The sequence below is a fragment of the Aeromonas sp. QDB68 genome, assembly GCF_027707405.1.
GTDB classification, from domain to species: domain Bacteria; phylum Pseudomonadota; class Gammaproteobacteria; order Enterobacterales; family Aeromonadaceae; genus Aeromonas; species Aeromonas caviae.
The window spans coordinates 16,981-42,439 of the sequence record NZ_JAPCIQ010000002.1 but is presented as its reverse complement, the minus strand read 5'-3'; the positions used below and the strand labels follow the sequence as shown (position 1 = coordinate 42,439).

Sequence of the window (25,459 nt, the reverse complement as noted above, 5' to 3'; positions counted from 1 at the left end):
CGGGGACTCCTTGCAGGAATCAAGTTATGGAACAGTGTGATATCGCCATCGTCGGCGCCGGCATGGTGGGCGCCGCTACCGCCTGCCTGCTGGCGGCAGAGGGGCTCTCGGTACGGGTCATCGAGACCCGGTTGCCCGAGCCCTATGCCCCCGAGCAGTCGCTGGATCTGCGGGTTTCCGCCATCAGTCAGGCCTCGGTGGCGCTGCTGACCCGGGCCGGTGCCTGGCAATATCTGCAGCAGATGCGGCTGTGCCCCTATCGCCGGCTGGAGACCTGGGAGCTGGACGGCTTCGCTACCCGCTTCGACGCGGTGGATCTCGGGCTGCCCCAGCTCGGCTACATCATCGAAAACCGGCTGATCCAGCTCGCGCTGCTGAAAAGGATGGAGGATTTCCCGACCATCCAGACCCATACCCCGGCGGCGGTGACGAGTCTGCGCCAGAGTGCGGATGACGCCGTGCTGACCCTGGATGACGGCACCGAGCTGCAGGCGCGCTGGGTGCTGGCCTGCGATGGTGCCGAATCCCACACCCGGCGATTGGCCGGTATCGGGGTGTCGCGTTTCGAGTACCGCCAGCATTGCATGCTGATCAACATCGACACCGATTTTGCCCAGGAAGACATCACCTGGCAGCAGTTCACCCCGAGTGGCCCGCGCGCCTTCCTGCCGCTGCCGGGCCGCCATGGCTCTCTGGTCTGGTATGACAGCCCGGCCCGCATCCGGGCGCTGGCCGCCATGAGCAACGAGGCCCTGGCCGTCGAGGTGCGCCGCCACTTCCCGAGCCGCCTTGGCGGTTTCACCGTGACGGCCAAGGGGAGCTTCCCCCTGGTGCGCCGCCACGCCAACGACTATCACGCCGGGCGAGTGGTGCTGCTCGGGGATGCGGCCCACACCATCAACCCGCTGGCGGGACAGGGGGTGAACCTCGGTTTCAAGGACGTGGCCTGCTGGGCCGGGTTGCTCGGCAAGGCGGGGGCACAGTGGCACGAGCTGGCGCTGGCCGGGCGTTACGAGGGGCGACGCCGCCCTGACAATCTGCTGATGCAGTCGGGGATGGATCTCTTCTACGGGGTCTTCAGCAACGAGATAGGCCCCCTCAGGCTTGCCCGCAACCTGGCGCTGAATCTGGCGGACAAGGCGGGCCCCCTCAAGGAGATGGCGCTACGCTATGCGCTTGGGCTGGTATGAGGCAGTGCGTGGCACTGCCAGGTGCCAATCGGGTGGCATATCAATCCGTGTGATGGTGCCAGCCGGTTTTTTATATGGCCGCGAGGAGTGATCCTGGCGGCGCAGGGGCAAAACGGCCTCAGGCAAGGGGGAGAACACCATGAACAAGGCATTGCTGGTGATCGATTTCATCAACGACATCGCCCACCCGGACGGGCGCATTGCCGCCTCGGCGGCCCAGGTGCTCGAGCAGGACGCCATTGCGCACGCCAATCAGGCGCTGGCCCATGCCCGCGCTCACGGCTGGCTGGTGGTGCTCATCAAGGTGGGGTTTGACGAGGGCTATCTGCTGCATCCCAGGGGTTCCCCCATGTTTGGCCGTGCCCGGCAGTTCGGGGCCCTCTCCCTGGCGGACAGCGGCACCGACTTTCACCCGGAGCTCGATGTGCAACCCGGGGATCTGGTGCTGACCAAACCCAGGGTCAGCCCCTTCTACGGCACGGCGCTGGAGCCTGCGCTACGGGCCAATCGCATCGAGCATCTCTATGTGTGCGGCGTGAGCACCAGCTGGGCCATTCAGGGGGCGGTACGGGATGGCCACGATCGGGACTACGCCATCACCATCCTGGAGGATGCCTGCGCGGCGGCGGATGCCGCAGAACACCAGGCTTCCCTGCGCATGCTCGGTCGCATTGCCGAGATCATCAAGGTCGCGGAGCTGGCGGAACGGGACTGAGCCCGGCCATCCTCTCCTGCAGGTATCTCATGCACCTCATGCGGGCTCGGGGTGCGTCTCTCTCACCATGGCGAGGAAGCGATCCCGAATGGGATCGGCAAATTCCGGGTTCCACACCAGGCTGATTTCCCATTCCGACCAGGGGCCGGAGAGAGGGTAGAGGGTCACCTCCTTGCCCGCGATGAACCCCACGCTGCGCGGCAGGATGGCGTTGCCGATACCGGCGGCCACCAGGGCGACCAGGGTCTGGATGTCTTCCGCCTCCTGGATGAGACCGGTCAGCCGGTTGGCACCGAGGAAGCGAGCGATCTGCTGGCTGAGACCCGGGCAGCGATGGCCCACCATCTGCAGCAAGGGATCGCGGATCAGCGCCCGCTCCAGGTCGAAGTCCGGCCCTGCCACCTGGGTGGGGACGGCCAGGACCAGTCTGTCCGTCAGCAACCTGTGTTCCCTCAGTTGTGGCGCATCAGGCCGTCGCATGAAGCCCAGTTGCAGCCGACCCGCCAGCAAGTGCTCCTGCTGGATGGCGGAGGTGGTGTCCCGCAGGTGAACCAGCACGTCGGGGGCCTGCTGTTTGAAACGGGCCACCAGGGAGGGGGCCAGTGCGAAGCTGGAGAGCCCGAACCCGATATTGAGGCGTCCGGCGGCACCGCTTGCCAGCGCCAGGGCATGCCGCTCGAATCCCTTGCCGTGATCCACCAGAGCCTTGGCCTGGGGCAGCAACTGGAGGCCGATGGCTGTCAGCTCGGCCCCATGGCGGCCCCGGTTGAACAGGGTGCTGCCGAGGGCCTGCTCCAGCCCCTGGATCTGCTTGGTCAGGGCCGGTTGCGTCACAAAAAGCCGGCTGGCCGCCTCCCGGTAGTTGGCACTCTCGGCCAGCATGACGAAGGCCTGCAATTGTCTCAGGTCGAATCTCATTCCGTTTGGTTATCAAATGTGGCGATTTATTGATTATAAATTATCTAATCTCCTTGTTCTAATGGTCTCGAAACGGGCCTGCTTGCCCGCTGTTCAGCCACAAGGAGTCATGTCATGTCGAGCGAACGCTATCTGTTCTTGATCAAGGGGAGCCTGGTGATGGCTCAGCCGCTGGCCGCACCGGAGACCGGGGAGCTGCTGACCAGCCTGTTGCAGCAGGGGTTCGTCGTCGCCCCCTTGCCGGTGTGGGCCAGCAATGCGGAGCAGGCGCTCGCCTGTTACGAGGCCGCTGCCCAGCGGCAGGTCTTCGCCGATGCGCTGGCGGGGAGAGCCCTGTGAGCGCGGTGCGCGTGAGGGCCGAGGCCCTGCTGCTGGACATGGATGGGACCTTGGTCCACTCCACCGGCGACGTGGAAGTCGTGTGGCGGCGCTGGTGTCAGCACCATGGGCTGGATCCCGCTCCCGTGCTCGCCATGTGCCACGGCGTGCGCTCACGGGAGGTGATAGGGGCCCTGGCTCCCCAGCTGGACATGGCGGTGGAGGTGGCCCTGCTCGACGATCTGGAGATGGCATATGCTGCGGCGCCGATGCCCCTGGACGGTGCCCGGCGACTGCTCGAACAGCTGCCATCGACGCGCTGGGCGCTGGTGACCTCCGCAAGCCGGAGGGTGGCAGAGCACCGGCTGCTGCACGCCGGATTGCCGCTGCCCCGTCTCCTGGTGTGCGCCGGGGATGTGGTACGGGGCAAGCCGGATCCCGAGCCTTATTTGCTGGCTGCCAGCCGGTTGGGACTGGCTCCGGCCGATTGCCTGGTGTTCGAGGATGCGCCAGCGGGCATCGCCAGCGCCCTGCAGGCGGGTTGCCAGGTGGTGCAGATGGGGGGAACAAGGCGGTATGACGACAGGCTCAAGGGCTGGCTGCGGGACTGGCGCGGGATCGAGATCGAGGTGGCATCGGACGGGCTCCATCTTCATCTGCCCGCCCCGCAGCCGGCAGAGGCCGGATGATGACGACAAGAGCCACGCCATTCAGGTGCCGCAAGATTGCCCGACGCTGGGGGAAGCCTGCTCGGCCGAGTAGCGTTCCACCCGGTTGCGGCCATTGTGCTTGGCCAGATAGAGCGCCTGATCGGCGCGAGAGAGCAGCTCGTCCAGATTGAAGGGGCCCTCTCTCTGGGAGGCGATACCGATGCTGACCGTGATGCAGACGGCGGGCTCGGCTCCATTTTCTTCCCCTGGCTGCGCGACGATTTTTCGCAGCCGCTCGGCCACCGCCATGGCCTGCTCCTCGCTGAGGCCGGGCAAGATGGCCACGAATTCCTCTCCCCCCAGGCGACAGAAGAGGTCCCCCGGTCGAAGCTGGTCGCGCACCCGGGCCGCGAAGCCGCTCAACTGGTTGTCCCCCTCTTCGTGACCGTGCCGATCATTGATGCGTTTGAAATGATCGATGTCCAGCATGCAGACCGCCACAGGGTAGCGCTGCACCGTGAGGTGCTGGAGCAGTTCGTTGGCGGCCGACCAGAAGCCGGCCCGGTTCAGCGCACCGGTCAGGTGATCGTGGTGGGCCAGGTGTTTCATCTCCCGTAGCAGGCTGTTGCGGGCCGCCATGATGCTGGCGGCGGTCAGGGGGGTGAGAGCGATCAGCATGACCCCTATCCGGACGGAGAACATCCAGTACTGAGTCTGGACATCGTGATTGATGACGAGATGGCCGTTTGAGAGGGCGATCAGGATCAGAGTGCTGTAACTCAGGGTCAGCAGGCTGGTGGCGAAGACGGAGTAGGTGACTGCGCACCAGAGCAGTGCCGGTACCGGGAAGGCGATGGATCCCGGCCCCTCGATGAGCAGGGTGAGCAGCAGGGAGGCCACCAGGCTCAGCAACGGCATCAATCCGGCCCAGGAGAACTCGGTGCGATAGAGGAGGGTACACCAGGGGGGCACGCTGTCATGGGGAGGCAGTGTCAGGAGCACCGGCAGTATGGTCATGTAGTTCACCAGCTCGCTGGCAAACCAGAAGCCCAGCCCGTAGAGCGGGGAGCCCAGAGACAGGATGGGATTGATGATGGCGCCGACCACGCCGGCGGCGAGGGAGGCGGCCAGGGTGTTTCGCAGCAGGAGCACGAGGGAGGTGGGGCGCCTGAGGAGCTTGTCGGCAGGCGCGAGCCGATGCATCAGCAGATACCCGACGCCGATGCCGGCCAGGTTGCCGCAGGTCAGCAAGATGGTTTTGAACAGGGGCTCGCCGGTGAAGAGGGCGGCGAGAAAAAAGCCCAGTATGCCGCCGGCCCAGCCCGCCGGGGTGGCCAGGCGCGGATAGCGCACCATGCAGCCGAGCATGACCGCATTGGCAGGCCAGAAGGCCGCCAGCAGGTTGGGGGGGCGGGTGAAGATGCCGATCAGCGAGAACAGCAGTACCAGGGCGGCGACACACAACAGAGCGGACAAGGGCGTCAATGTGCATGAGGTACGTTGGCGTGCGATGTCCCCCATGGGGACCTCCTGACAAGAGAGGGTTTGCTCAGAGTATGGCTGGCACGTGACAAGGGTGAACGAGTGCGAGATGAAAACGCCCCCTGGTGGAGGGGGCGTGAAGGCTTACTTGAAGACCCGGAAACGCACGTCGTCGTCGATGAAGGTCTTGTCGCCGGCAGGTTGCTCTATGCTGCCAAAAGGCATCTGGGCACGAAGCAGCCAGCTGGCGGGCAGGTCCCACTCCTTGCGCACCGCATCGTCGATGAGCGGGTTGTAGTGTTGCAGGGAGGCGCCGATGCCCTCCTGGGCCAGGGTGGTCCAGACCGCGAACTGGGCGATCCCGGTGGCATGTTCGGACCAGATGGGGAAGTTGTCGGCATAGAGAGCGAATTTCTGCTGAAGATCCTCGATGACGGCGGTGTCTTCGAAGAAGAGCACGGTGCCAGCCCCGGCGCGGAAGCTGCCGTTGATCTTGGCTTCACTCTGGGGATAGGCCTCCGGCGGCACTATCTTCTTGAGCTCCGCCTTGACGATGTCCCACAGCTTGTGGTGCTGCTCGCCGAACAGGATGACGGCGCGGGAACTCTGGGAGTTGAACGAAGAGGGGCTGTGCTTGACGGCATCCTTGATGAGGGCGGTCAGCTGGGCCTCGGAGTGGGTCACCCTGTTGCCCAGGGCATAGATGGTACGACGTGCTTTGATCTGTTCGATAAACGGACTGCTCATAACATCTCCTTGGTTGATGAATCATCACCGCCAGCGTTGCCGACAAAGGTCATCTGGCTCCGATTTCTCGAGTCATCGACTATATCACCTTGCGGGCAATAAACCGTCAACGAGGAGTAATGACTGTTTCTACTTTTTATGGATATTCACATGACGGATGTGAATATGGCCGTGAGACACCTTGATATCTTTTTTATCATTAGCAGTGGATGTTAATGACTTCAATCAATATCTTTTGCAGATTTTTAATCTATAAAATTCATCCAATATGACATTTTATAGAGGGTGGCATGACGGCGGCGCTGATCAAGGAACGCTATTACATACTGACTCCGCTGTCGTTTCTCCTGGGAGGGCTGGTGCTGATCGCCACCCTGTTGCTGGCGGCAGCCAGCTACCTGAGCAGCATCGACAAGACGGTGGCGGGTTACGGTCACATGCTGGCCGCCCTCGACGCCACCCTGTTCCAGGACATGGCGCAGGACAACCGCCGCCAGCTTGGCGTGCTGGAGGCGTCCCTGGACAAGCAGGCCATCGCTGCCGGGGCATCGGCCATCAATCCCATCTGGGCCATTGCCCATCAGTTCAAGTACGACGCCCACTTCCTCTATTTCTACAACGCGCGCACCCATCGGCTCGACGGCTATCCCGACTGGCAGCAACCGGAGGGCTACCGGGCACAGGCGCGGCCCTGGTTCCAGACCCTGTCCGGCGAGGGCGATGATCTCGTCTGGTTCGGTCCCTACCCGGCGTTTGATTTGGCCGGAGAGGTACTGACTCTCATCAAGCGGGTCAAGGATGATGAGGGGCAACTGCTTGGGCTGCTGATGGTGGACATGTCGTTCAGTGCCTTGCAGGGGGCGTTGCACCGGGCAGTGGGTGAGGATCCGGTGGCTCTTTACATCACCGAGCGCAAGGGCGGCAAGCTGGTGGTGGGGCACAATTTGTCGCTGTTGCCGCCCCGTCTCGAGCGGGAGACGCAGGCGGTCGGCCTGGACGGGTTCTGGGCCGGTCGCCACCTGCAACACGCTCTGGAGGGGATGGAGTGGGATCTCAACGTCTATCTCCCCCCCTCCCATTTTCATGAAAACCTGCAAGACACCCTGCTGATGGTGGTGCTGCCCGCCCTGGCATTGCTCTGCATCTGGCTGTGCAGCCTGTGGTTTCTGATGCGGATCTTTCGTCAGGAGCAGGCGCTGGTGCAGGGCTCGCTCAGCGGCCTCATCCGGGATGAGGCGAGAAAGGAGATCCAGCGGCGTCAGCGAACCTGGTTCGTGCACGGCAGCCTGGGAGAGATAGAACAGGTGCGAAACAGCCTGCTGCAAGGGCAGGATGCCCTGCTCCACGACCCTCTCACCGGCATCCTGAACCGGCGAGCCTTCGATCAGCAGCGGGCGGAGCTGGAGCAGGCGAGGAGGCCCTACTGGCTGGTGCTGTTCGATGTGGACAACTTCAAGCGCGTCAACGACAGCTGGGGACACGGTGTGGGGGATGCGGTGCTATTTCGGGTAGCCACCATCATGGCGAGAACCCTGGGGGATGAGCAGGTCTACCGCATCGGGGGCGATGAATTTGCGGCCTTGCTGCCCTGGGAGCAGGCGGAGGTGGAATGTCGCCTGACCCACCTGCTCGGTCGGGTGAAGGCCCTGAAATGGCGGGAGTTCGCCGACGCCATCACCCTGAGCGCCGGCGGCGCGCGCTATCCGGATGATGCCCTGACGCCGCTCGAGCGGGCGGATGCCTGCCTGTACGAGAGCAAGCACCAGGGGCGGGATTGTTGGCATCTGGCGGCGTCGTCGCCCGTTGACGGGGAGGTTGTGACAGTATCTGTCTGACGGTGATTGCTGCAAAAAAGGGCCTTTGGGCCTAGAAAAGGGTCATGACGGGGATGATTTCTCGTGTGACCTTTTTTTTTGATGTGGTTTCAGGTGGTTAGCCTGCTTTCTTGCATCGTGTCGCGAACCGGAGACAGGGAGGGCTGGCCGTGAGGTGCCCCTTGCGGCAGTGGCGCAGGTCAGGGGGCTTTGTATAGTGCAGGGAAAAATAATCAATCATCAGGTTTGACAGGAGTACCCCATGAAAATGAAACCGTTTGGCATGAGCGCACTGGCGCTGCTGGGGGCGTTGCTGTTGGGCACAGGACAGGTGCAGGCATCCGAGACCCTCAATACCATTCTCGGCGGCGGAGCCGGCGGGGTGGCGGGCACCATGATCGGCAAGGAGCTGGGTGGCGACACCGGCGCCCTGGTGGGGGCCGCCCTGGGGGCGCGGCCGGTGGTGCGGCCACGGCCAATAGGGGCAACAAGAACGAAGCTGCGCTCGGCGGCGCCGTCGGTGCCCTGGGCGGGGCAGCCATCGGCAAGAGCGTCGGTGGCAGTACGGGCCAGCTGATCGGCGCCGGTATCGGTGGTGCCGGTGGCTCCGCCATCGGAGCCAGGACCGGGGATGGTCACGAGAGCCGCGGCGATCGCTATTACGATGACAGGCGCTATCACAAGCACCACAAGCACCACAAGAAACACAAAAAGCACCGCAAGCACAGATGGCATGACGACTGATCCCGCTGCCGGCCCGTGAGGGGCGGCGAGCGGCCTCTTACACCAGCCGGTGCTGGCGCCTGCCAAGGGAGAAGGCGTTGATGTTGTCGATGAGCTGATCCGCGAGGCGCTGCATCGACTCTTCGCTGGCCCAGGCCACGTGGGGAGTCAGGATGAAATTGGGGTAACGCAGGGCCTGCATCAGGGGGTGGTCGGGGGGCGGCGGCTCGACGCTCGCCACATCGAAGCCGGCGCCCCCCAGACGGCCGTTGCCGAGGGCTTCGAGCAGCGCCGGCTCGTCCACCAGGCCGCCACGGCCCACGTTGATGAGCAAGGCGCCCGGTTTCATCAGGGCCAGCTCCCGCTCCCCGATGAGATGGCGGGTGTAGGGGGTGAGCGGGCAGTGCAGGCTGATCACATCCGAACTTTGCAGCAGGGCATCCAGGGGCAGCCTGTCGTCATCCCCCGGGGAGCCGACCTGGCTCTGGGCATAGTAAACCTCCATCCCGATGGCGCTGGCCCGCTGTCCCAGCGCCTGTCCCAGGGTTCCCTTGCCGATGATCCCGAGGCGCTTGCCATGCAGATCCGTGATGGGGTGGTCGAAGAAGCAGAACTGGCCGCTTTGTTGCCAGCGCCCCTCCAGCAGGGACTGGCGCCAGGCGAACAGGTTGCGCGACAGGGCGAGCATCAGGGCCATGGCGTGCTCGGGGACGGAAGGGCCCGAGTAGTTGCGGATATTGCACACGGCGACATTGGCGGCGCGGCACGCCTCCAGATCCAGGTTGTCGCTGCCGGTGGCGGCCAGGGCGATCAGGCGCAGTTCGGGCAGCTGGGCCAGTTCATCGGCCCCGATGCGCACCTTGTTGATGATGGCGATGCTGGCGCACTTGAGCCGCTCCACCACCTGATCCGGCGCCGTGGTCGAGTAGCTTTGCCAGTGATGGGGAAAATCGGGGCGGCGCAGATTGATGCCGGTGTCCAGGGTGTCGCTGTCGAGAAACACGATTTGCTGCATGAAGCCTCCTGCCATTGGTTCGGACATGATGCCAAACATGGAGGGCGGCTGACCAGCGCGGTGGCATCGGGCCAAGTCCGATGGGGAAGGCAAAAGGCGGGTGGCTGTGCCTCGGAGGGCCTCAGATCCAGCCCAGGTGCGTCAGCCAGCCCTGGATGCGCCCCGGCGTCTCCTCCAGATCCATCAGGGCATAGGGGCGGTAGTTGAGCTTGTGGCTGCGGCGACTCTCGCTTCTGCGGGCTTCGGCCGCCAGCAGGGGCCAGCGTCCTCCCTCCTCCTGATAGAGATCCAGGGTAGGGATGCTGCCCTGGGCTATCTGCTTGGCGAGGGTCTGGTTGCTCAGCTGGTTGGGGAAGAAGCCGTCGAGCAGCACCAGAGCATCGGGGGCGGGCAACTGCTCGCTGGCGATGAGGTTGGCGGCCCAGGCGGCGCTGGTACCTTGGGCCAGCAGCAGCTTGAAGCCCCCCTCCTGCAGCTTGGCATCCCCCAGCTTGCTGATGCGGGAGGCAAACTGCTTGCGAAAATCGTCGATGACCTGCTGTTTCTTCTCGGCGGCGGGGTCGAGCTCGGTCTGCTGCGGCGAGGGGAGCAGCAGCAGGGTATCGAAACCGAGGCGCCCCAGCTCCCGGGTCAGTTGCCACAGCTGGCCGCTGCGCTGCCAGTCGGGCAGCAGGATGACCAGACCCACGTAGTTGTCGCTGTCGTGCTTGGCAAACAGTACCTGTTGCTTGTCCACTCTGGTGCTGTCGGGTATTCCCTGCCAGTCGCTGCTCTGCCAGTAGTCGGGGGGAACCAGGGGGGCTGGATCCGGGGCGGCGCCTGACGGTGCCTGCCCGGTGCCGTGGGCGGCAAAAGCAAGCAAGGTCAGCAGCAGATAGGGGCGAAATGTCATGGGGGATCCTCCAGCACTCCCTCATAGCGGCCTCGCCGGGGGTTTCTTTAGGGCAAGGGGGCACATCGGCATCGGCGGTGGCGAAGAGGGTCTGACCGGCGGGCCGGACACGGGCCCGGGATTGTTCCAAATGGCAAAGCATTCCCGGTTTTGATTGTTCCATCCCGTGACCCATACATGGTTCAGTAAGGGCAGACAGACAGGGGGCCGGGGCATGTCGCCACTGGCCGCAGGCGGAGAATTCTCCCCCCCTGTCTCGTCAGAACGAGAGGTTCACCCTCACTTTCCATCGACAGGGAGCGTTATCGCCATGAGCACCTTGGTTCACTTGCCCATCCTCGACCTGAGGCAGCTGGATGCCTCGCCCGACGCTCGGGCCGATTTTCTGGCATCGTTGCGCGATGCCGCGAGAGAGACGGGATTTTTCTACCTGACCGGCCACGGCATCGATCCCGAGCTGCAACAGGAAGTGCAGCAGCTGTCGCGGGCCTTCTTTGCGCTGCCTCTGGCGGCCAAGCAGCAGGTCGCCATGATCCACTCTCCCCATTTTCGTGGCTACAACCGACCGGGGGCGGAGCTGACCCGGGGTCAACCCGACTGGCGAGAGCAGTTTGATATCGGTGCCGATCGCCCTGCCTTGCCGCGCGCGGCGGGCGACCCGCCCTGGTGGCGGTTGCAGGGGCCGAATCAGTGGCCGGAGGCGCTGCCGACACTGCAACCCGTGCTGACGCGCTGGCGTGGGCAGATGACCCGCATGTCCCGTACTCTGCTCGGGGCTTTTGCCGAGGCGCTCGCACTGTCGCCAGATGCCTTCGATGCCCTGCACGGAGAGCGTCCCAACGAACATATCAAGCTGATCCGCTATCCCGGTGAGCGGGGCGCCACTCAGGGGGTCGGTCCCCACAAGGATTCGGGCTTCCTGAGCTTCCTGCTGCAGGATGACCAGCCCGGCCTGCAGGTGGAGGTGGCGCCGGATCACTGGATCGATGCGCTCCCGCTCCCCGGCACCTTCGTGGTCAACATCGGTGAGCTGCTGGAGCTGGCCAGCAACGGCTACCTGCGGGCGACCGTGCACCGGGTGGTGCCGTCGGCGCCGGGGCAGGAGCGTCTTTCCATCGCCTTCTTCCTGGGGGCCCAGCTCGACGCCGTGGTGCCCGTCTATCCGCTGCCCGAGGCACTGGCCCGTGAAGTCAGAGGGCCTGCCACCGACCCGCACAATCCGCTGCTGCGGGAGGTGGGCTGGAACTACCTCAAGGGGCGGCTGCGTTCTCACCCTGATGTGGCATTGCGCCACCATGCCGATCTGTTGCCGGCGCCCCGGGCGCTGGCGGTCGGCGAAACCACCCATTGATTGCATGGCAAGGAGCACAAGATGAACAAGCACGGACTGTTTTCCCTGAGCGGCCTGGTATTGGCCCTCGGACTCTCTCTCTCCGCCCAGGCAGCCCAGGCGCTGCGGGTTGCCGCGGATCCACTGCCCCATGCGGATATCCTCGGCGAGGTGAAACGCCAGGACCCTTCGCTGGATCTGCAGGTGATCGAGCTCAGCGGCGGCATCAATGCCAATGCCCTGCTGGTGGCGGGTGATGTGGATGCCAACTATTTCCAGCACGTCCCTTACCTGCGGGATCAGGAGAAGGCGCTCGGCACCGAGCTGGTGGTGGCCGCGACCGTACACGTGGAGCCTCTTGGCATCTATTCGAAGAAGTTCAAGCACCTGAGGGAGGTACCGGAAAAGGCGGTGATAGCCCTGCCCAACAATGTCACCAACCTGAGCCGGGCCCTCTATCTGTTGCAGCACGAGGGGCTCATCACCCTCAAGGCCGGCCATGAAGATCCGGCGCGGGATCTGGCGACGGTGCACGACATCGCCACCAACCCCAAGGCGCTCAAGATCCTGGAGATCGAGGCGCCGCAGCTGCCGCGCTCCCTCGACGACGTGGATCTGGCGGTGATCAATGGCAACTATGCCCTGGAGGCGGGGCTGGAGCCTGCTCGCGATGCCCTGGGGCTGGAGAGCGCCCAGAACAATCCCTACGCCAACATCCTGGTGACCACCCCGGCGCTCAAGGATGATCCGCGGATCCGCCAGTTGGCGCGGGACCTGGAGTCCAGGGCGATCGCCGACTTCATTCGCAAGAGCTACAAGGGGTCGGTGATCCCGGTGGCCGGGCGGCAGTCATGATAGTGCTGGAGGGGCTCGGCAAGCAGTACCCGGGGCACGGGCAACCCGCTCTGGAGGGGGTGTCGCTCGAGATCCCGGATGGGGCCATCTACGGCATTCTCGGGCGCAGCGGCGCGGGCAAGAGCACGCTCATTCGTTGCCTCAATCTGCTGGAGCGGCCAAGCCGGGGCCGCATCCTGTTCGATGGCCGCGACATCACGGCCCTGGAGGGGGCGGCCTTGCGCCGCCACCGTCAGGGGACCGGCATGATTTTCCAGCACTTCAATCTGCTGCACGCCCGCAGCGTGGAGGAGAACGTGGCAGTCCCGCTGGAAATCGCCGGAGTGGCGCGCCGGGAGCGGGCGGCCCGGGTCAGCGAGCTGCTGGAACTGGTGGGGCTTGGCGAGCACCGTCGCGCCTTTCCCTCCCAGTTGTCGGGGGGACAGAAGCAACGAGTGGGCATCGCCCGCGCCCTGGCCGCCAATCCGCGCCACTTGCTCTGTGACGAGGCGACCAGTGCCCTGGATCCGGAGACCACGGAGTCGGTGCTGGCGCTGCTTGCCGACATCAACCGCCGCCTCGGGATCACCATAGTGCTCATCACCCACGAGCTGGAGGTGGTCAGGGCCATCTGCGATCACGCAGCATTGCTTGAACGGGGTCAGCTGGTGGAAAGCGGCGCTCTGGGCACCCTGCTGGCCAACCCCGACTCCCGCGTGCGGCAGGCCTTGTTGCCGGATCCCGAGATCCTGCGGCGTTTCATGGCGCGTCACGGAGTCACAGAGGAGGTGCGTTTATGCAGAGTCGCCTGAGTGTCGATGCCTTGCTCGAACTGATGTATCAGGGGTCGCTCGAAACGCTCTACATGGTGGGAGTGGCGGCCGTGTTCACCCTGTTGCTGGGGTTGCCGACCGGGGTGCTGCTGGTGGTGACCCGTCCCGGGGGCGTGCTGCCCTTGCCCCGTCTCAACATGGTGCTGGGGATCGGTATCAACATCGGGCGGTCGCTCCCCTTCGTGGTGCTCCTGATCGCCCTGATCCCCCTGACCCGGCTGGTGGTCGGCACCTCACTGGGCAGCACCGCCGCCATCGTTCCCATTACCCTGGGGGCCTTCCCCTTCTTTGCCCGGGTGGTGGAGAGCGCCCTCGATGAGGTGGACAAGGGGCGCGTCGAAGCCGTGCTCGCCATGGGGGGCAGCGGCTGGCACGTGGTCGTCAAGGCGCTGCTGCCCGAGGCCTTGCCGGCGCTGCTGGCCGGACTCACCCTGACGGTGGTGATGCTCATTGGCTTCTCCTCCATGGCGGGGGTGGTCGGTGGTGGCGGGCTCGGGGATCTGGCGATCCGCTACGGCTACCAGCGCTTTGACGACAAGGTGATGGCAGGGACAGTGGTCATGTTGCTGCTGCTGGTGCAACTGGTACAGGGGGTGGGGGACAGGCTGGTGCGGGCACTGGCCCATCGCCGCTAGGGGCACGGCTTCTCATCAGGCCGGCCGTGAGGTGCCAGCCAATAAAAAAGCGAGCCTGGGCTCGCTTTTTTTGCAATCACATCAAGGGGTCAACTTAGTTGACGCGACGCTTGAATTCACCGGTACGGGTGTCGATTTCGATCTTGTCACCGATCTCCACGAAGGCGGCAACGGCCAGCTCGTAGGAGGTGCCCTTCAGGCGGGCAGGCTTGGTCACTTTACCGGAGGTGTCGCCACGGGCGGCCGGCTCGGTGTACTCGACTTCACGCACGATGGTGGTCGGCAGTTCTACGGAGATGGCTTTCTCGTTGTAGAAAGTCACTTCGCAGAGGTCTTCCATGCCGTCTACCAGGTAGTTCAGGGCATCACCCAGGTTGTCTTTCTCGACGTCGTACTGGTTGTACTCGGTGTCCATGAAGACATACAGCGGGTCGGAGTAGTAGGAGTAGGTGCACTCTTTACGCTCCAGCTGAACGACTTCCAGCTTGTCGTCGGCCTTGAAGACGGTCTCGGTGGCGCTGCCGTTCAGCAGACCCTTCAGCTTCATCTTGACCACGGCGGAGTTACGGCCGGATTTGTTGAATTCAGCCTTCTGGACCACCATCGGCTCGGTGCCGATCATGACTACGTTACCAGCGCGGATTTCCTGTGCGGTTTTCATGTAAAAAATTCCTGTTCGTGAAACGGACGGATAAAAACTGCCAGATTATATACGGCTTTCTAAAAATTTCACCAACCTCGTGACGAGATCCCCGTCCGCCAGCAGCCTCTGTGGCCAGGTGTGCCCATGTTGCTGCCATATGGCCGCGTATTGCGGCCATTGTGCCCAGAGTTCACCGGTGTGTTCCCCCCGGTTTAGGGCATGGTTGAAGCGGCGCAGCCACTGACCGGCCGACGCTGGCAAGGGGGAGAGGTAGTGGTCGAGAAAACCGTCCAGCTTGACCATGTGGGCATCCTCTTCCTGCTGGTAGATGTGCCAGAGGAAGGGGCGCCCCGCCCACTGGGCCCGCACGAAGGAGTCCTCCCCGCGCACCAGGTTGAGATCGCAGCTCCACAGCAGGCGATCGTAACCCCTCTGATCGGTCATCGGCAGCAGCTTGATGGTGAGGTTGCCCGCCTGGAGCAGATCTCCGGCCCGGGCACCGGGAATGGCCTCTGCCAGCCCTGCACCGATGAGCACGTCGTCGAGGGAGCGCCCCAGCGGCAGCAGCAGGGTGACGGGGGTGACGCTCTGGCGCCAGCCCTCGACCAGGCTCCTGAGCGCCTCGCTCTCGTAGGTAAAGAGGCTGACCCGCAGCTCGTCTTCTCGTTGGGGTGGCAGGCCGAGGCTGGCCCAGTAGGCAGTCAGTCCCGCTTCATCCTGCTGCCAGCGCTCGCGCTCGACGATGAGGCCGTGCTCGCACAAGAGGCCGCCGGTTCTGGCGGTGAAACCCGGGAAGAAGAAGTACTTGTCGAGGCGCCGGCTGCCGACCTGCTGGGGCGAGGCGAGGCCATGGCAATCCTCGACCCAGCTCTCGGCCGAGAGGTATTCGAGGTTGATCCAGCAGGGGGGCGTGGTCTGCTCGGTCATGCGTTCGATAAAGGGGGCGGGCAGCTCGCAGGCAAACGCCTCGATGACGACCCTGGCCGGGGTCATGTCGGCGGGGAGGCGCTCGTGCCAGTGCTGGACATAGATGCCATCGACCCACTGACCGTCCTGTGCGGGGTCGAGCGCCGGGCAGATGCGGGCGAAGCTAGCCAGATCGTCCACCCAGAGCCGCACCTGCACCTCACTCTTCTGCGCCGGGAGCGCGCCTTCCTGTTTGAGCTGGCGGGCGAGTCGCCAGGTGACGCCGATGTCACCGAAGTTGTCGACGACGCAGCAGAAGATGTCCCAGTCGAAGGGGGGGAGAGGGCTTGTCATGGCGCGGGATCCCAGATGCAAAAAAACCGGTGCGCAGGGTAGCACACCGGTTGGTCGGCTTCTAACCGTCAGCGCGTGACGGGGTCTGTGGCAGGTTACTCCTTGCCGTAGACGTTGTTCTCCTGCTCGCGCACCCGGATGAAGGTGGTGCGTTTGGTGAGCTCTTTCAGCTGGCTGGCCCCCACATAGGTGCAGGTGGATCGCACCCCGCCCAGGATGTCGCGCACCGTGTTCTCCACCGGGCCGCGGTAGGGCAGCAGCACGGTTTTGCCTTCGGAGGCGCGATACTCGGCGACGCCGCCGGCGTGCTTGTCCATGGCGCTGGCCGAGCTCATGCCGTAGAACTTCATGAAGGGCTCGCCATCGACCTCGACGATTTCACCGCCGCACTCTTCGTGAGCGGCCAGCATGCCCCCCAGCATCACGAAGTCGGCGCCGCCGCCGAACGCCTTGGCCACATCCCCCGGGCAGGTGCAGCCGCCGTCGCCGACGATCTGGCCACCCAGGCCGTGGGCCGCATCGGCACACTCGATGATGGCGGAGAGCTGCGGGTAGCCGACCCCGGTCTTGACCCGGGTGGTGCAGACCGAGCCCGGGCCTATGCCCACCTTGACGATGTCGGCGCCGGAGAGGATCAGCTCCTCCACCATCTCGCCGGTCACCACGTTGCCTGCCAGGATGACGTGGTTCGGGCAGGCCTCGCGGATCTTGCGCAGAAACTCGACGAAGTGCTGGGAGTAGCCGTTGGCCACGTCCACGCAGATGAAGCGCAGGGCGCTGGACATCGCGAGGATCTGGCGGGTCTTGGTGAAGTCCTCCTCCGAGGTGCCGGTGGAGACCATTACGTGGCCCAGCAGGGCCGGGTCGGTCTCATTGACGAAGGTTTGCCACTGCGCAAGGCTGTAGTGCTTGTGCACCGCCGTCATCATCTCGAAGCTGGCCAGGGTACGCGCCATGGCGAAGCTGCCGACGGTATCCATGTTGGCGGCGATGACGGGCACGCCCTGCCATCGGGTCTGGGTGTGCTTGAAGGTGAACTGGCGGGTCAGGCTGACTTGGGAACGGCTCTTGAGAGTAGAGCGCTTGGGGCGAAACAGGACATCCTTGAAACCGAGCTTCAAGTCTTCTTCGATACGCATTGCGAATTCCTTATTGAGCCTTGTGTGAGAGGTCACTTTGCAGTGGCAACTTTTCGGCAGGCGCAAAAAAACCGGTGGTTTTCAGGCCCTCCGGTTTACAGCAGTGTAGGCAAAAATCCCGTCAGAACAAGACTGATAATTCACGCACCGCTGTGGTAGCCTTTGGCGTCACAACCTGAGGATGGCCGCCAGCGTCATCCAGCACCCTGTTCTCCCCTCGTTTTCCTGCTGCATTCCCCACTCACGCGCCGTGCCCGGCATGGATTGTCGCCTGTTGGCACCGCGTCCAGAGCCAGCTCCCCTGCGCGCCAGAATCCGGTTGACCCGGCAGTTGGCTGTGATACATCTGGGCGCAAGACTGACAAGGCGAGAGAGCATGATGGGCAAGAGAATGGTGGCGGCGGCCATGATGTGGGCGCTGTGCGGCAGCGCGATGGCGGCCCAGACCAGCTATGGCTGGATCGAGAAGGGGGTGCTGATGCCCTACGGGGTGGCGGTCAAGATGAAGCTCGATACCGGTGCCCTCACTTCGTCGCTGGATGCCCGCGACCTGAAGCATTTCAAGAAGGATGGCAAGCCCTGGGTGCGCTTCAACCTGGTGCTGACCGATGCCAATACCGACAAGGTGGTGCGCCGGAGCGTGGAGCGACCTGTGGAGCGCAGCGTGACGGTGCGCGGGGCGGGCGGCATGGAGCAGCGCCCGACGGTGACCATGTCCGTCTGCGTCGGGGACCAGGTCTACAAGGAGTGGTTCACCCTGCGGGATCGCAGCAAGATGATCTACCCGGTGCTGCTGGGGCGCCGTCTGCTGGCGGAGCTGGGACCGGTGGATTCGAGCCGGACCTTCACGGTACAGCCCACCTGCGACTAGGGTGGTGCAGCCATGAAAAACGGGGGCCTGGCCCCCGTTTTTCATGGCGTGCGCAAAGGCTGACCCCTCATGCCTGGCGCGAGGTGGGCAGCAGCACGCTCACTTCGAGCCCCCCTTCGGGCCGGTTGTGGATGTCGAGATCCGCTCCGTGAAGCTGGGCGATGCGCGAGACGATAGCCATGCCAAGGCCCACGCCATCCCCCTGCTGGGGATTGACCCGGAAGAAGCGCTCGCACAACCGGGAGAGGGCGGCGGTGGGGATGCCGGGGCCGTTGTCCCGCACATCCACCCGGATCCGGTTGCCCACCTGGCTCACCACCACGGCGACCTCGCCGCCCACCTGGGTGTAGCGCAGCGCATTGTCGATGAGGTTGCCGAACATCAGCTCCAGCAACATCGCCTGTCCCATTACCTGCACCTGTTCGGCGCCCTCCAGGGACAGCTGCTGATCCTTTTTCAGGGCGATGGGGGCCAGGGTCGCCAGGGTGCCCTGCAACAGGGGGAACAGGGGGAGGGCGGTGAGGGCCGGGCTCTGCTGGTTGTCGATGCGGGCCTGGGTCAGCAACTGGCGGATCAGCCGATCGCTGCGATCGAGGGCCAAGAGCATCTTGCGCAGGGCCTGCTCCCGGCTCTGATCATCCTCGGCTGTCATGGCGTTCTCGCTGTGGATGCGCAGCACCGCGAGGGGGGTGCGCAGCTCGTGGGCGGCCTCGTTGGTGAACTGTTTCTCCCGATCCAGAGTGTCAGCGAGGGCGTGCATCAGCCGGTTGATCTCCCCCACCAGCGGCGTCAGCTCCTCGGCCTTGATGGCGAGATTGAGGGGGCTCAGGTTGGCGGGATGACGCTCGCCGATGGCTTGCGCCAGCTGGTGCAGCGGTGACAGCCCCCGGGTGATCAGCCACCACAGCAGACCGAGCAGGAAGGGCAGGGTGATGAAGAGGGGCAGCATGGTGAGGGTGGCCATCTTGCTGGCCAGCTCGCTGCGTTCGTCATCCCGCTCCGCCACGATGAGCCAGGTCTGTTCACCTTCGTTGTAGAGGGTAAAGGTGCGCCACTCGTGGTGATCCTTGGTCTCGCTGTTGAAGCCCCGCTCCAGGGTGGTCAACGGTTGGGCCGGGGCATTGGGCGAGCGCAGCAGCACGGCGCCCTGCTCGCTCAGCAACTGGAAGTAGAGGTTGTGCTCGAATTCATGGCCATAGGGGGTGAACTCGTTGTCCTGGCCGAACTGGAAGAAGCCGCCCTTCTCGATGTGGGGCGTCTCGGGGACGGCCTGCACCCACTCCTGGTACACGGTGCCGTTGCGCGGCAGCTCGCCGCTCTGCTTGAGATAGCGGCTGAGCAACTGGTTGGTGATGCGGCCGGACTGGGCGAGACGGGCATCAAACAGCTCTTCCATTTCGTGGTTGGCCTGCAGGTAGCCGATAAGGCCGCTGATGGCGAGGCTGAGGCTGACCAGGGCCAGGATGCCGGAGAGCAGGAAACGGCGGATGGAACGGACACGGCTCATGGGGCGGAGGCTCCTCTTGCGCCCTGGACGTCGAGCTGGGGCACGATGTAACCGACGCCGCGAATGTTGCGGATGAGCTCGGGGAAGAATTTCTTGCGCAGGTGGTGAATGTGCACCTCCACCGCGTTGCTCTCTGCCCCCTCGTCCCAGCCGTAGAGGCTCTGTTGCAGTTGATCCCGGCTCAATACCCGGCCGCTCTGGGTGATGAGCTCCTGCAACAGCTTGTACTCGTGGGGGGTGAGCTTGACCGGCTCGCCCCGATAGGTGACCTGTTGTGACGCGGGGAAGAGCTGCAGCTCCCCGTACTCCAGCACCGCCTGGGCCTGCCCCTTGCTGCGCCGCACCAGGGCGCGCAGCCGGGCGTTGAGCTCCTGCAGGGCGAAGGGTTTGACCATGTAGTCGTCGGAGCCTGCATCCAGCCCCAGTACCCGGTCGTCCAGGGCATCACGGGCGGTCAGGATGAGCACGGGCAGGGTCTGCCCTTCCCGGCGCAACTTGCGCAGCAGGCTGATGCCGTCGATGTCCGGCAGGTTGAGATCCAGGACAAGGGCGGCAAACTCCTCGCTCTTGAGCGCCGAGAGGGCCGGCATCCCCTGCTGGAGCCAGTCCACCGTGTAGCCGCTGCTGCGCAGGGCATCCACCATGCCGTCTCCCAGCATCACATCATCTTCCACCAACAGGATCCGCATTGTTCTCTCCCTCAAACGACACTGCCCACCAGTATGCTAGCTGGTGGGCAGAGTTGAAATAGCGCACTGTGCTGCTTGTGTTTACAGCTTGGCGAGACGCTCGCGGATCTCCTTTCTGCGGCCCTCGTCCGCCACCTCGCGGCCAGGGCGCGCCGGGGCGGCCAGGGCCTTGTCCAGATAGACCTTCGCCTGTGCCTTGTCACCCTGATCCAGCAGGAAGTCGCCGTAGAAGAAGTTGGGGTCGATGCCGGTGGGATTGATGGCCAGCGCCTGCTTGAGCAGCTTCTCCGCCTTCTCGTCGTCTCCAAAGCCCACCGGCCAGCCCGGCACCTGGTAGTAGAGGGAGCCCAGGCTGGTGTAGGCCGAGCCTTCCAGCGCCTTGGGATCCTGCTTGATGGCGATCTCGAGCTTGGCCTTGGCCTCCTTTACCAGGCTCAGGGCGCCGAGGCCACCCTTGGCCCCCGCCCAGGTGCTCTTGACGATGGCGGACCAGATCAGCAGATCGGTGCGAAATGCCTCCTTGGCGCTCGCCTCATCGGCCTTGGCACTCAGGCTCTCCAGGCAGCTCTCCTTGGCTTTTCCGGTCTGCTGGTACTGGCAGTGGGCCCACTCCTGCTGAATGGTGGGCAGGGCATCGGCGGCCTGGGCCAGACCGCTTGCCAGCAGGCCTCCCAGGGCGAGCAACAGGGGGCCGTGACCAAATCGGGGACGGAAAGTGGCGTGCTTCATCTCAATGTTCCTTCTCGTTTGTCGCACAGGCGGGATCGCTCCTGTGATCGGGGGCTGGGGAGGCGGTGCGGCGGGCGTGGCGCTCGATGATCGGGCGCTGCTTGGCCAGGGCCATGTCCACCAAGGCGGGCAGCAGGCCGTTGAGCCGCACAAAGAGCTTTTCCGGCCAGCCGAGCCAGCGGCGGCGTGTCTCGTTGCACAGGGCGATGACGGCCTCCTCGGCCACGTCCTGTGGGCTGTCGGTCCGGGTGCCGAGCTCGGCATTCATGGCATAGGCCGCCTCGGAGTTGAGCAGGGTGCGGGTGGCGCGGGGGGCAAAGTGCAGCACCTTGATGCCGGTTCCCTCCAGCTCCCTCCCCAGAGACTCGCTGAAGCCGCGCATGGCGAACTTGCTGGCGCAATAGACGCTGTAGCCGGCAAAACCGATGGCCCCGAGGCTGGAGCCGATGTTCATGATGATGGCGGGCTTGCGCAGCCGGGGCAGCAGGGCTCGGGTGAGCTGGATGGGCGCCTCGACGTTGAGCAGCAACTGGCGTGTCACCTGCTCGCTGCTCTGATCTTCCAGCCAGGCGAACTGGTTGCAGCCCGCACTGTTGATGAGCACGTCCAGCCCCTCGTCCAGGGCCGGATGTTGCAGCAGCTGCGCCCGCTCATGGGGAGAGCCAAGATCGGCCGTCACCGTCTGGTGGCGATCCGGATGAGGCAGCTCCCGGCGCAGGCGCTCCAGGGCGCTGGCCCGACGACCGTGCAGCAGCAGATGGGCACCCTGGGCCGCCAGTTCATGGGCCAGGGCTTCACCAATGCCGCCACTGGCGCCAGTCAGCAGTATGCGTTTGCCTTCAAGCTTCATTGGCAGGATCCCGTGAGCTGATAGAGCATGTCGCCATAGAGGCGGTAGACCACCTTGGCGGCGTGAATGATGGCGGCCTGATCGGCGGGGTTCTCCACCCGGTCCATCAGGGACTCGAAGAATTTGAGGTGCTCCTGATCCAGGGCACCGTGGGAGCTCAGGTAACTCATGGCCTGGGGGGGCAGGCCGAGGCCGCTCTTGAGCTGGTCGGCAATGGTCAGGGCGATGGCGACGCTGGTGCCTTCCAGCACCTGCACCATGCCGAAGAAGCCCATGGGATTGCCGCGCTGGATCTGGTCGTAGAGGAAGGCCACCATCAGCTCGATGGGCAGGCCCGGCTGGCCGTGGCGTACCGCCTCGGCATCACCGCCGCAGGCACGGATGTCGTTCAGGATCCACTCCTGATGGCCGTACTCCTCGTCAATGTACTCCCTGATGGCGCCACGCACCCATTCGTACTCCTGCCCCAGTTTGCCGCCGGTGGCCATCAGGAGCGGCACCGTGTGGCGCACGTGGTAGTAGGCCTGTGCCAGGAAGGCGAGGTAGGTGTCACGGCTGATGTCGCCGCGGCGGCAGGCCTCGATGATGGGGGCGTTGAACAGGCGTTCGCGCTCGCAGGCGGTGGCTTGTTGCAGGGTCTGGTAGAAGCTCATGAGGTCTCTCCTGTGAGGCATTGGCTGATCTGCCGGGAAAAATGGTGATAAATCTCGTTGCGACGGGGGCGCCCGTTGGCCGTCAGGAGGCCAGGGAGCTGATCCAGGGCGACCGGCAACCAGTGATGGATGCGGGCGTAATCGGGCAACTGCTGGTTGAGCCGGGCAATCTGCTCTGGCAATTGGGACTGGCTGCCCGGCAGCGGCTGGATAAGGGCCACGTTGGCGGGCTGACCATCACCGAAGATGACGATGCGGGCGATGGCCGGGCAGAGCTGGGCCTGGGCTTCCACCCACTCCGGGGAGAAGTTGCGGCCAAAGGCGGTGATCTGCACGTTCTTCTTGCGCCCCGTGATATGGAGATAGCCCTCCTCGTCGATCCGACCCAGATCCCCTGTGGCGATCTGGCTGCCCGTCTCGCCCTCTTCCCCCAGGTAGCCCAGCATGGCGCTGCCGCTGACCATGACTTCGCCGTCTGCGGCGATCGTCACCTGGCAGTGGGGCAGGGGCAGGCCGACGCTGCCGGGACGATCCCCGTGGGGGCCGTTCAGGGCGACCACGGAGCCGCATTCGGAGAGACCGTATCCCTCGTAGACCGGCAGCCCCGCCGCACGGGCGTGAGCGATGAGTTCGGGGGCGACCTTGCCGCCGCCCACGGCGACGAAGCGCAGGGTGCCGAGCTGTGTCGCCAGGGCAGGGGTATTGAGGCACAGGGCCAGCAGCAGGCGCAGCAACTCGGGTACTAGCACCAGGCTGTGGCTGGGCCAGCGCAGCAGTGCCTGGGCCAGGGCCGCAGGATCCAGCTTGCTGGAGCCCGAGAAGCCGAGTTCCCCCAGGGAAGGGATGCGGCTGCAGGCGCCGGTCAGCAGCGGTACATACAAGCCGGTCAGGTTCTCCAGCAAGGTGGTGAGGGGCAGCAGGGTCAGGTGTTTCTCAACCCGGGCAGGGGCCACCCGCAGGGCAAGGGATCCGCAGACCGCCGTCATCTGTTCCAGCGACAGGCAGACGCCCTTGGGTTGCCCCGTGGTGCCCGAGGTATAGGTGATCTTGGCGGTGCCCGCAGGCAGCTCGGGGAGGCGTGCCGGGATGCGGCGCCACAGGGGCACGGCCTGCTCATCGGGCCTGCCTGCCATGAGCACGAGGGGTGAGGCGGCTTGCCACCCCTGGTGCTCCGGGCCGACCAGGGCGTCTGCTCCGCTGCTTTCCAGCAGCCACGTCTGCTGCGCCGGACTGAAGAAGTGGGGAACCGGGATGACCACGATGCCGGCCCAGGTGCAGGCGAGATCGATCAGCGCCCAGGGCAGGCCGTTGTCGAGTTGCAGGGCCAGGCGGCGGATGCCGGCCCCTTGCAGCACGCCAGCCAGTTGCTGGATCTGCTGCCACAGGCTCTGGTAATCCAGCTCACCCTGGCTGCCTAGCAGCGCAGGCTGGCGCGGGGTCTGGCTGGCATGGTGGGCGATGGTGTCGAACAGCGTCATTGCGCGCACCTCCTGTCGATGTCGGCATGGTTAAAAAGGCGGGGCATGGGCCCCAGCAGGTTGAGCAGCAGGCTGCTCTGTGCGAGCACCTCGCGCCCCTGGTTGATGTCGCCTGCCATCACCTTGGGCTGGCAGCGGTAGTATTCGCCCCAGGCGCTGGCATCCTCTCCCACCTGATGGGCCTCTGCGAGTGCCAGCTCCACCGGGTTGAGACGCAGGCGGGTAAAGCTGTTGCGCAGCTTGGCGGTGCCGGTGAACACCACGTAGTCCAGGGCGTTGTCACACAGCAGACGGCACAGCGCGGCAAACATCAGGCGGGCGTGACCCGGTTCGCTGCAGGCAAGATTGCCCACTTCGATGATGCGGTGGCGGGCCGGACGGACCCCGAGGCGGGTCTCGATGGCGGCCTCGACAGGCTGCTCCAGATATTGCTCCAGATAGAGCGGTTGCTCGTGCTCGCCATGGCAGGCCTGGTTGAGGCCGCAGGCACCGACCAGCACGCCATCTGCCCGGTAGAGCCCGAGCAGGCAGGGCTGGAAATGGGGAATGCGGGCGTTGAACTCGAGGGTATAGGCGGCCTGGATATAGGTTTGCAGCGCCATGACCTGCTGCGGGGATTCGGCCAGGATCAACCGGTAGGGGGCTTGGATCTCGATGGTCATGGTTGGCTCCTTCTCTTGCGATGGGATGAGAGTAAAAGGGCAAACTTAAGAAACCCTTAAGGCGCAAAAAAAGACGAAAAAAACTGGCGGGGGGTGAACGGGGGTCGATGGGGGCACCAGACAAAACAGTTGCCAGCAGCGGGCGTGGCAGGCAATCTGCCCCGCTGTCGCCACCCGAGGAGCTGCCATGTCATCCCCTGTTCACTGTCCCCTGTGTCTCTCCCCTCGGCACCATGCCCTGCCGGTGGCGGGCAAGGGCTATTACCGCTGCCTGGCGTGCGAGCTGGTCTGGATGGACGAGGCGGACCACCTGGACGAGGGGGCCGAGAAGGCGGTCTATGACGGGCACGACAACCGGGTGGACGATCCCCGCTACCGGGCCTTTCTGATGCGTGCCTTTGGCGAGGTGCTGGCCCGGGTGTCGCCTCCTGCCAGCGGCCTCGATTTTGGCTGCGGCCCGGGCCCGGCGCTGGTCGCCATGGGGCGGGAGGCGGGCTTCGAGATGGCGGGCTACGACAAGTTCTATGCCGACGACCCCGAGTGCCTGACAAGGCAATACGACTTCATCACCAGCACCGAGGTGATAGAGCACATCGCCACCCCCCGCGCCGTGCTGGACACGCTCTGGGGCTGCCTCAAGCCCGGCGGGGTGCTGGTGTTGCAGACCCAGCGGGTGCTGGGGGACGAGCGCTTCAAGACCTGGCGCTATCGCCACGATCCCACCCACATCGTCTTCTTCGCCGAGGCCTCGTTCCGTGCCCTGGCGGTCCGCTGGCAAGCAGCGGTCGAGTTTCCTCATGCGGATGTGGCGGTGTTCACCAAACCCTGAGCCGGGCGTTTTCATTTGGCCATGAGTTGGGCATGCTGGTGGCCTGATACCCA

The 25,459-nt window shown here is 64.7% G+C and carries 26 protein-coding genes and 1 pseudogene; 12 read left to right on the top strand and 15 right to left on the bottom strand.

From position 1 onward, the window contains the following. The first annotated feature begins 26 nt into the window (after window positions 1-26). Both PG892_RS00870 and PG892_RS00865 read left to right on the top strand, forming a co-directional pair. The gene (locus PG892_RS00870; protein WP_010673773.1) at window positions 27-1,190 is read left to right on the top strand and encodes an FAD-dependent monooxygenase; all 1,164 of its coding nucleotides are present in this window, start codon (window positions 27-29) and stop codon (window positions 1,188-1,190) included. A gap of 139 nt (window positions 1,191-1,329) precedes the next feature. Then, window positions 1,330-1,905 (top strand): cysteine hydrolase family protein, encoded by a 576-nt coding sequence (locus PG892_RS00865; RefSeq protein WP_010673774.1) that lies wholly within the window; start codon window positions 1,330-1,332, stop codon window positions 1,903-1,905. A gap of 36 nt (window positions 1,906-1,941) precedes the next feature. On the opposite strand, the gene PG892_RS00860 is transcribed toward PG892_RS00865, so the two are convergent. Further along, window positions 1,942-2,823, bottom strand: a complete 882-nt coding sequence (locus tag PG892_RS00860) for a LysR family transcriptional regulator (protein WP_029314101.1) — start codon at window positions 2,821-2,823, stop codon at window positions 1,942-1,944. A gap of 114 nt (window positions 2,824-2,937) precedes the next feature. Between PG892_RS00860 and PG892_RS00855 the strand changes: the two genes are divergently transcribed. Together PG892_RS00855 and PG892_RS00850 are read left to right on the top strand one after the other, a co-directional pair. Next, window positions 2,938-3,162 carry a hypothetical protein gene (locus PG892_RS00855; protein ID WP_010673776.1) on the top strand — a complete coding sequence of 75 codons (225 nt, stop codon included), beginning with the start codon at window positions 2,938-2,940 and terminating at the stop codon, window positions 3,160-3,162. Continuing rightward, window positions 3,159-3,830, top strand: coding sequence for an HAD-IA family hydrolase (locus PG892_RS00850; protein ID WP_010673777.1), 672 nt, complete (start codon window positions 3,159-3,161; stop codon window positions 3,828-3,830). The genes PG892_RS00855 and PG892_RS00850 overlap by 4 nt, the downstream gene beginning before the upstream one ends. A gap of 21 nt (window positions 3,831-3,851) precedes the next feature. On the opposite strand, the gene PG892_RS00845 is transcribed toward PG892_RS00850, so the two are convergent. Then, window positions 3,852-5,312, bottom strand: coding sequence for a sensor domain-containing diguanylate cyclase (locus PG892_RS00845; protein ID WP_069784696.1), 1,461 nt, complete (start codon window positions 5,310-5,312; stop codon window positions 3,852-3,854). A 105-nt stretch (window positions 5,313-5,417) separates the two neighbouring features. Next, complete coding sequence (locus PG892_RS00840) at window positions 5,418-6,020, bottom strand: nitroreductase family protein (RefSeq protein WP_010673779.1); 603 nt, start codon at window positions 6,018-6,020, stop codon at window positions 5,418-5,420. A gap of 290 nt (window positions 6,021-6,310) precedes the next feature. On the opposite strand from PG892_RS00840, the gene PG892_RS00835 reads away from it, so the two are divergent. Then, window positions 6,311-7,855 (top strand): sensor domain-containing diguanylate cyclase, encoded by a 1,545-nt coding sequence (locus PG892_RS00835; protein WP_010673780.1) that lies wholly within the window; start codon window positions 6,311-6,313, stop codon window positions 7,853-7,855. Between the two features lie 241 nt (window positions 7,856-8,096). Beyond that, a pseudogene (locus PG892_RS00830) lies at window positions 8,097-8,578 on the top strand (hypothetical protein). A gap of 37 nt (window positions 8,579-8,615) precedes the next feature. On the opposite strand, the gene PG892_RS00825 reads toward PG892_RS00830, so the two are convergent. Continuing rightward, window positions 8,616-9,572, bottom strand: coding sequence for a D-2-hydroxyacid dehydrogenase (locus tag PG892_RS00825; RefSeq protein WP_010673782.1), 957 nt, complete (start codon window positions 9,570-9,572; stop codon window positions 8,616-8,618). A gap of 121 nt (window positions 9,573-9,693) precedes the next feature. Further along, window positions 9,694-10,464, bottom strand: a complete 771-nt coding sequence (locus tag PG892_RS00820; RefSeq protein ID WP_010673783.1) for a DUF3530 family protein — start codon at window positions 10,462-10,464, stop codon at window positions 9,694-9,696. Between the two features lie 310 nt (window positions 10,465-10,774). Here PG892_RS00820 and PG892_RS00815 point away from each other — a divergent pair, with 310 nt between their 5' ends. The 4 genes from PG892_RS00815 to PG892_RS00800 are packed head-to-tail and all read left to right on the top strand — an operon-like array spanning window position 10,775 to window position 14,096. After that, window positions 10,775-11,815, top strand: a complete 1,041-nt coding sequence (locus PG892_RS00815; RefSeq protein ID WP_010673784.1) for an isopenicillin N synthase family dioxygenase — start codon at window positions 10,775-10,777, stop codon at window positions 11,813-11,815. 21 nt (window positions 11,816-11,836) lie between these two features. Then, the gene (locus tag PG892_RS00810) at window positions 11,837-12,649 is read left to right on the top strand and encodes a MetQ/NlpA family ABC transporter substrate-binding protein (protein WP_010673785.1); all 813 of its coding nucleotides are present in this window, start codon (window positions 11,837-11,839) and stop codon (window positions 12,647-12,649) included. Next, a complete protein-coding gene (locus tag PG892_RS00805) occupies window positions 12,646-13,440 on the top strand; it encodes a methionine ABC transporter ATP-binding protein (protein ID WP_010673786.1) in 795 nt (264 codons plus the stop codon). The genes PG892_RS00810 and PG892_RS00805 overlap by 4 nt, the downstream gene beginning before the upstream one ends. Beyond that, entirely contained in the window at window positions 13,425-14,096 is a 672-nt protein-coding gene (locus PG892_RS00800; protein WP_010673787.1) for a methionine ABC transporter permease, read from the top strand. The genes PG892_RS00805 and PG892_RS00800 overlap by 16 nt, the downstream gene beginning before the upstream one ends. A 94-nt stretch (window positions 14,097-14,190) precedes the next feature. Here PG892_RS00800 and efp read toward each other — a convergent pair whose 3' ends face one another. From efp to PG892_RS00785, 3 genes are all read right to left on the bottom strand, one after another. After that, window positions 14,191-14,757, bottom strand: coding sequence for an elongation factor P (efp, locus tag PG892_RS00795; protein ID WP_010673788.1), 567 nt, complete (start codon window positions 14,755-14,757; stop codon window positions 14,191-14,193). A gap of 45 nt (window positions 14,758-14,802) precedes the next feature. Continuing rightward, complete coding sequence (gene earP, locus PG892_RS00790; protein ID WP_198497700.1) at window positions 14,803-15,999, bottom strand: elongation factor P maturation arginine rhamnosyltransferase EarP; 1,197 nt, start codon at window positions 15,997-15,999, stop codon at window positions 14,803-14,805. A 95-nt stretch (window positions 16,000-16,094) separates the two neighbouring features. Next, a complete protein-coding gene (locus PG892_RS00785) occupies window positions 16,095-17,138 on the bottom strand; it encodes a GMP reductase (protein WP_010673790.1) in 1,044 nt (347 codons plus the stop codon). 376 nt (window positions 17,139-17,514) lie between these two features. On the opposite strand from PG892_RS00785, the gene rloA3 reads away from it, so the two are divergent. Next, window positions 17,515-18,009, top strand: a complete 495-nt coding sequence (gene rloA3 / locus PG892_RS00780) for a retropepsin-like aspartic peptidase RloA3 (protein ID WP_010673791.1) — start codon at window positions 17,515-17,517, stop codon at window positions 18,007-18,009. Between the two features lie 67 nt (window positions 18,010-18,076). Here the strand turns inward: rloA3 and PG892_RS00775 are convergent, their stop codons facing one another. The 7 genes from PG892_RS00775 to PG892_RS00745 all read right to left on the bottom strand — a co-directional run bounded on the left by PG892_RS00775 (window position 18,077) and on the right by PG892_RS00745 (window position 24,577). Further along, window positions 18,077-19,516: an ATP-binding protein gene (locus PG892_RS00775; RefSeq protein WP_103261708.1), complete on the bottom strand. Its 1,440-nt coding sequence runs from the start codon at window positions 19,514-19,516 to the stop codon at window positions 18,077-18,079. Next, window positions 19,513-20,205, bottom strand: coding sequence for a response regulator (locus PG892_RS00770; RefSeq protein ID WP_041215642.1), 693 nt, complete (start codon window positions 20,203-20,205; stop codon window positions 19,513-19,515). Before PG892_RS00770 ends, PG892_RS00775 begins: the two co-directional genes overlap by 4 nt. Window positions 20,206-20,286: 81 nt before the next feature. Beyond that, complete coding sequence (locus tag PG892_RS00765) at window positions 20,287-20,934, bottom strand: tetratricopeptide repeat protein (RefSeq protein ID WP_010673794.1); 648 nt, start codon at window positions 20,932-20,934, stop codon at window positions 20,287-20,289. A 1-nt stretch (window position 20,935) separates the two neighbouring features. Next, the gene (locus PG892_RS00760; protein WP_010673795.1) at window positions 20,936-21,784 is read right to left on the bottom strand and encodes an SDR family oxidoreductase; all 849 of its coding nucleotides are present in this window, start codon (window positions 21,782-21,784) and stop codon (window positions 20,936-20,938) included. Continuing rightward, complete coding sequence (locus PG892_RS00755) at window positions 21,781-22,437, bottom strand: TenA family transcriptional regulator (RefSeq protein ID WP_010673796.1); 657 nt, start codon at window positions 22,435-22,437, stop codon at window positions 21,781-21,783. Before PG892_RS00755 ends, PG892_RS00760 begins: the two co-directional genes overlap by 4 nt. Continuing rightward, window positions 22,434-23,915 carry an AMP-binding protein gene (locus PG892_RS00750; RefSeq protein WP_010673797.1) on the bottom strand — a complete coding sequence of 494 codons (1,482 nt, stop codon included), beginning with the start codon at window positions 23,913-23,915 and terminating at the stop codon, window positions 22,434-22,436. The genes PG892_RS00755 and PG892_RS00750 overlap by 4 nt, the downstream gene beginning before the upstream one ends. Then, on the bottom strand, window positions 23,912-24,577 hold the full coding sequence (locus tag PG892_RS00745) for a thermostable hemolysin (protein ID WP_010673798.1): 666 nt from the start codon (window positions 24,575-24,577) through the stop codon (window positions 23,912-23,914). The genes PG892_RS00750 and PG892_RS00745 overlap by 4 nt, the downstream gene beginning before the upstream one ends. Before the next feature lie 187 nt (window positions 24,578-24,764). Between PG892_RS00745 and PG892_RS00740 the strand changes: the two genes are divergently transcribed. Next, complete coding sequence (locus PG892_RS00740; RefSeq protein ID WP_010673799.1) at window positions 24,765-25,406, top strand: class I SAM-dependent methyltransferase; 642 nt, start codon at window positions 24,765-24,767, stop codon at window positions 25,404-25,406. Window positions 25,407-25,459: the final 53 nt, after the last annotated feature.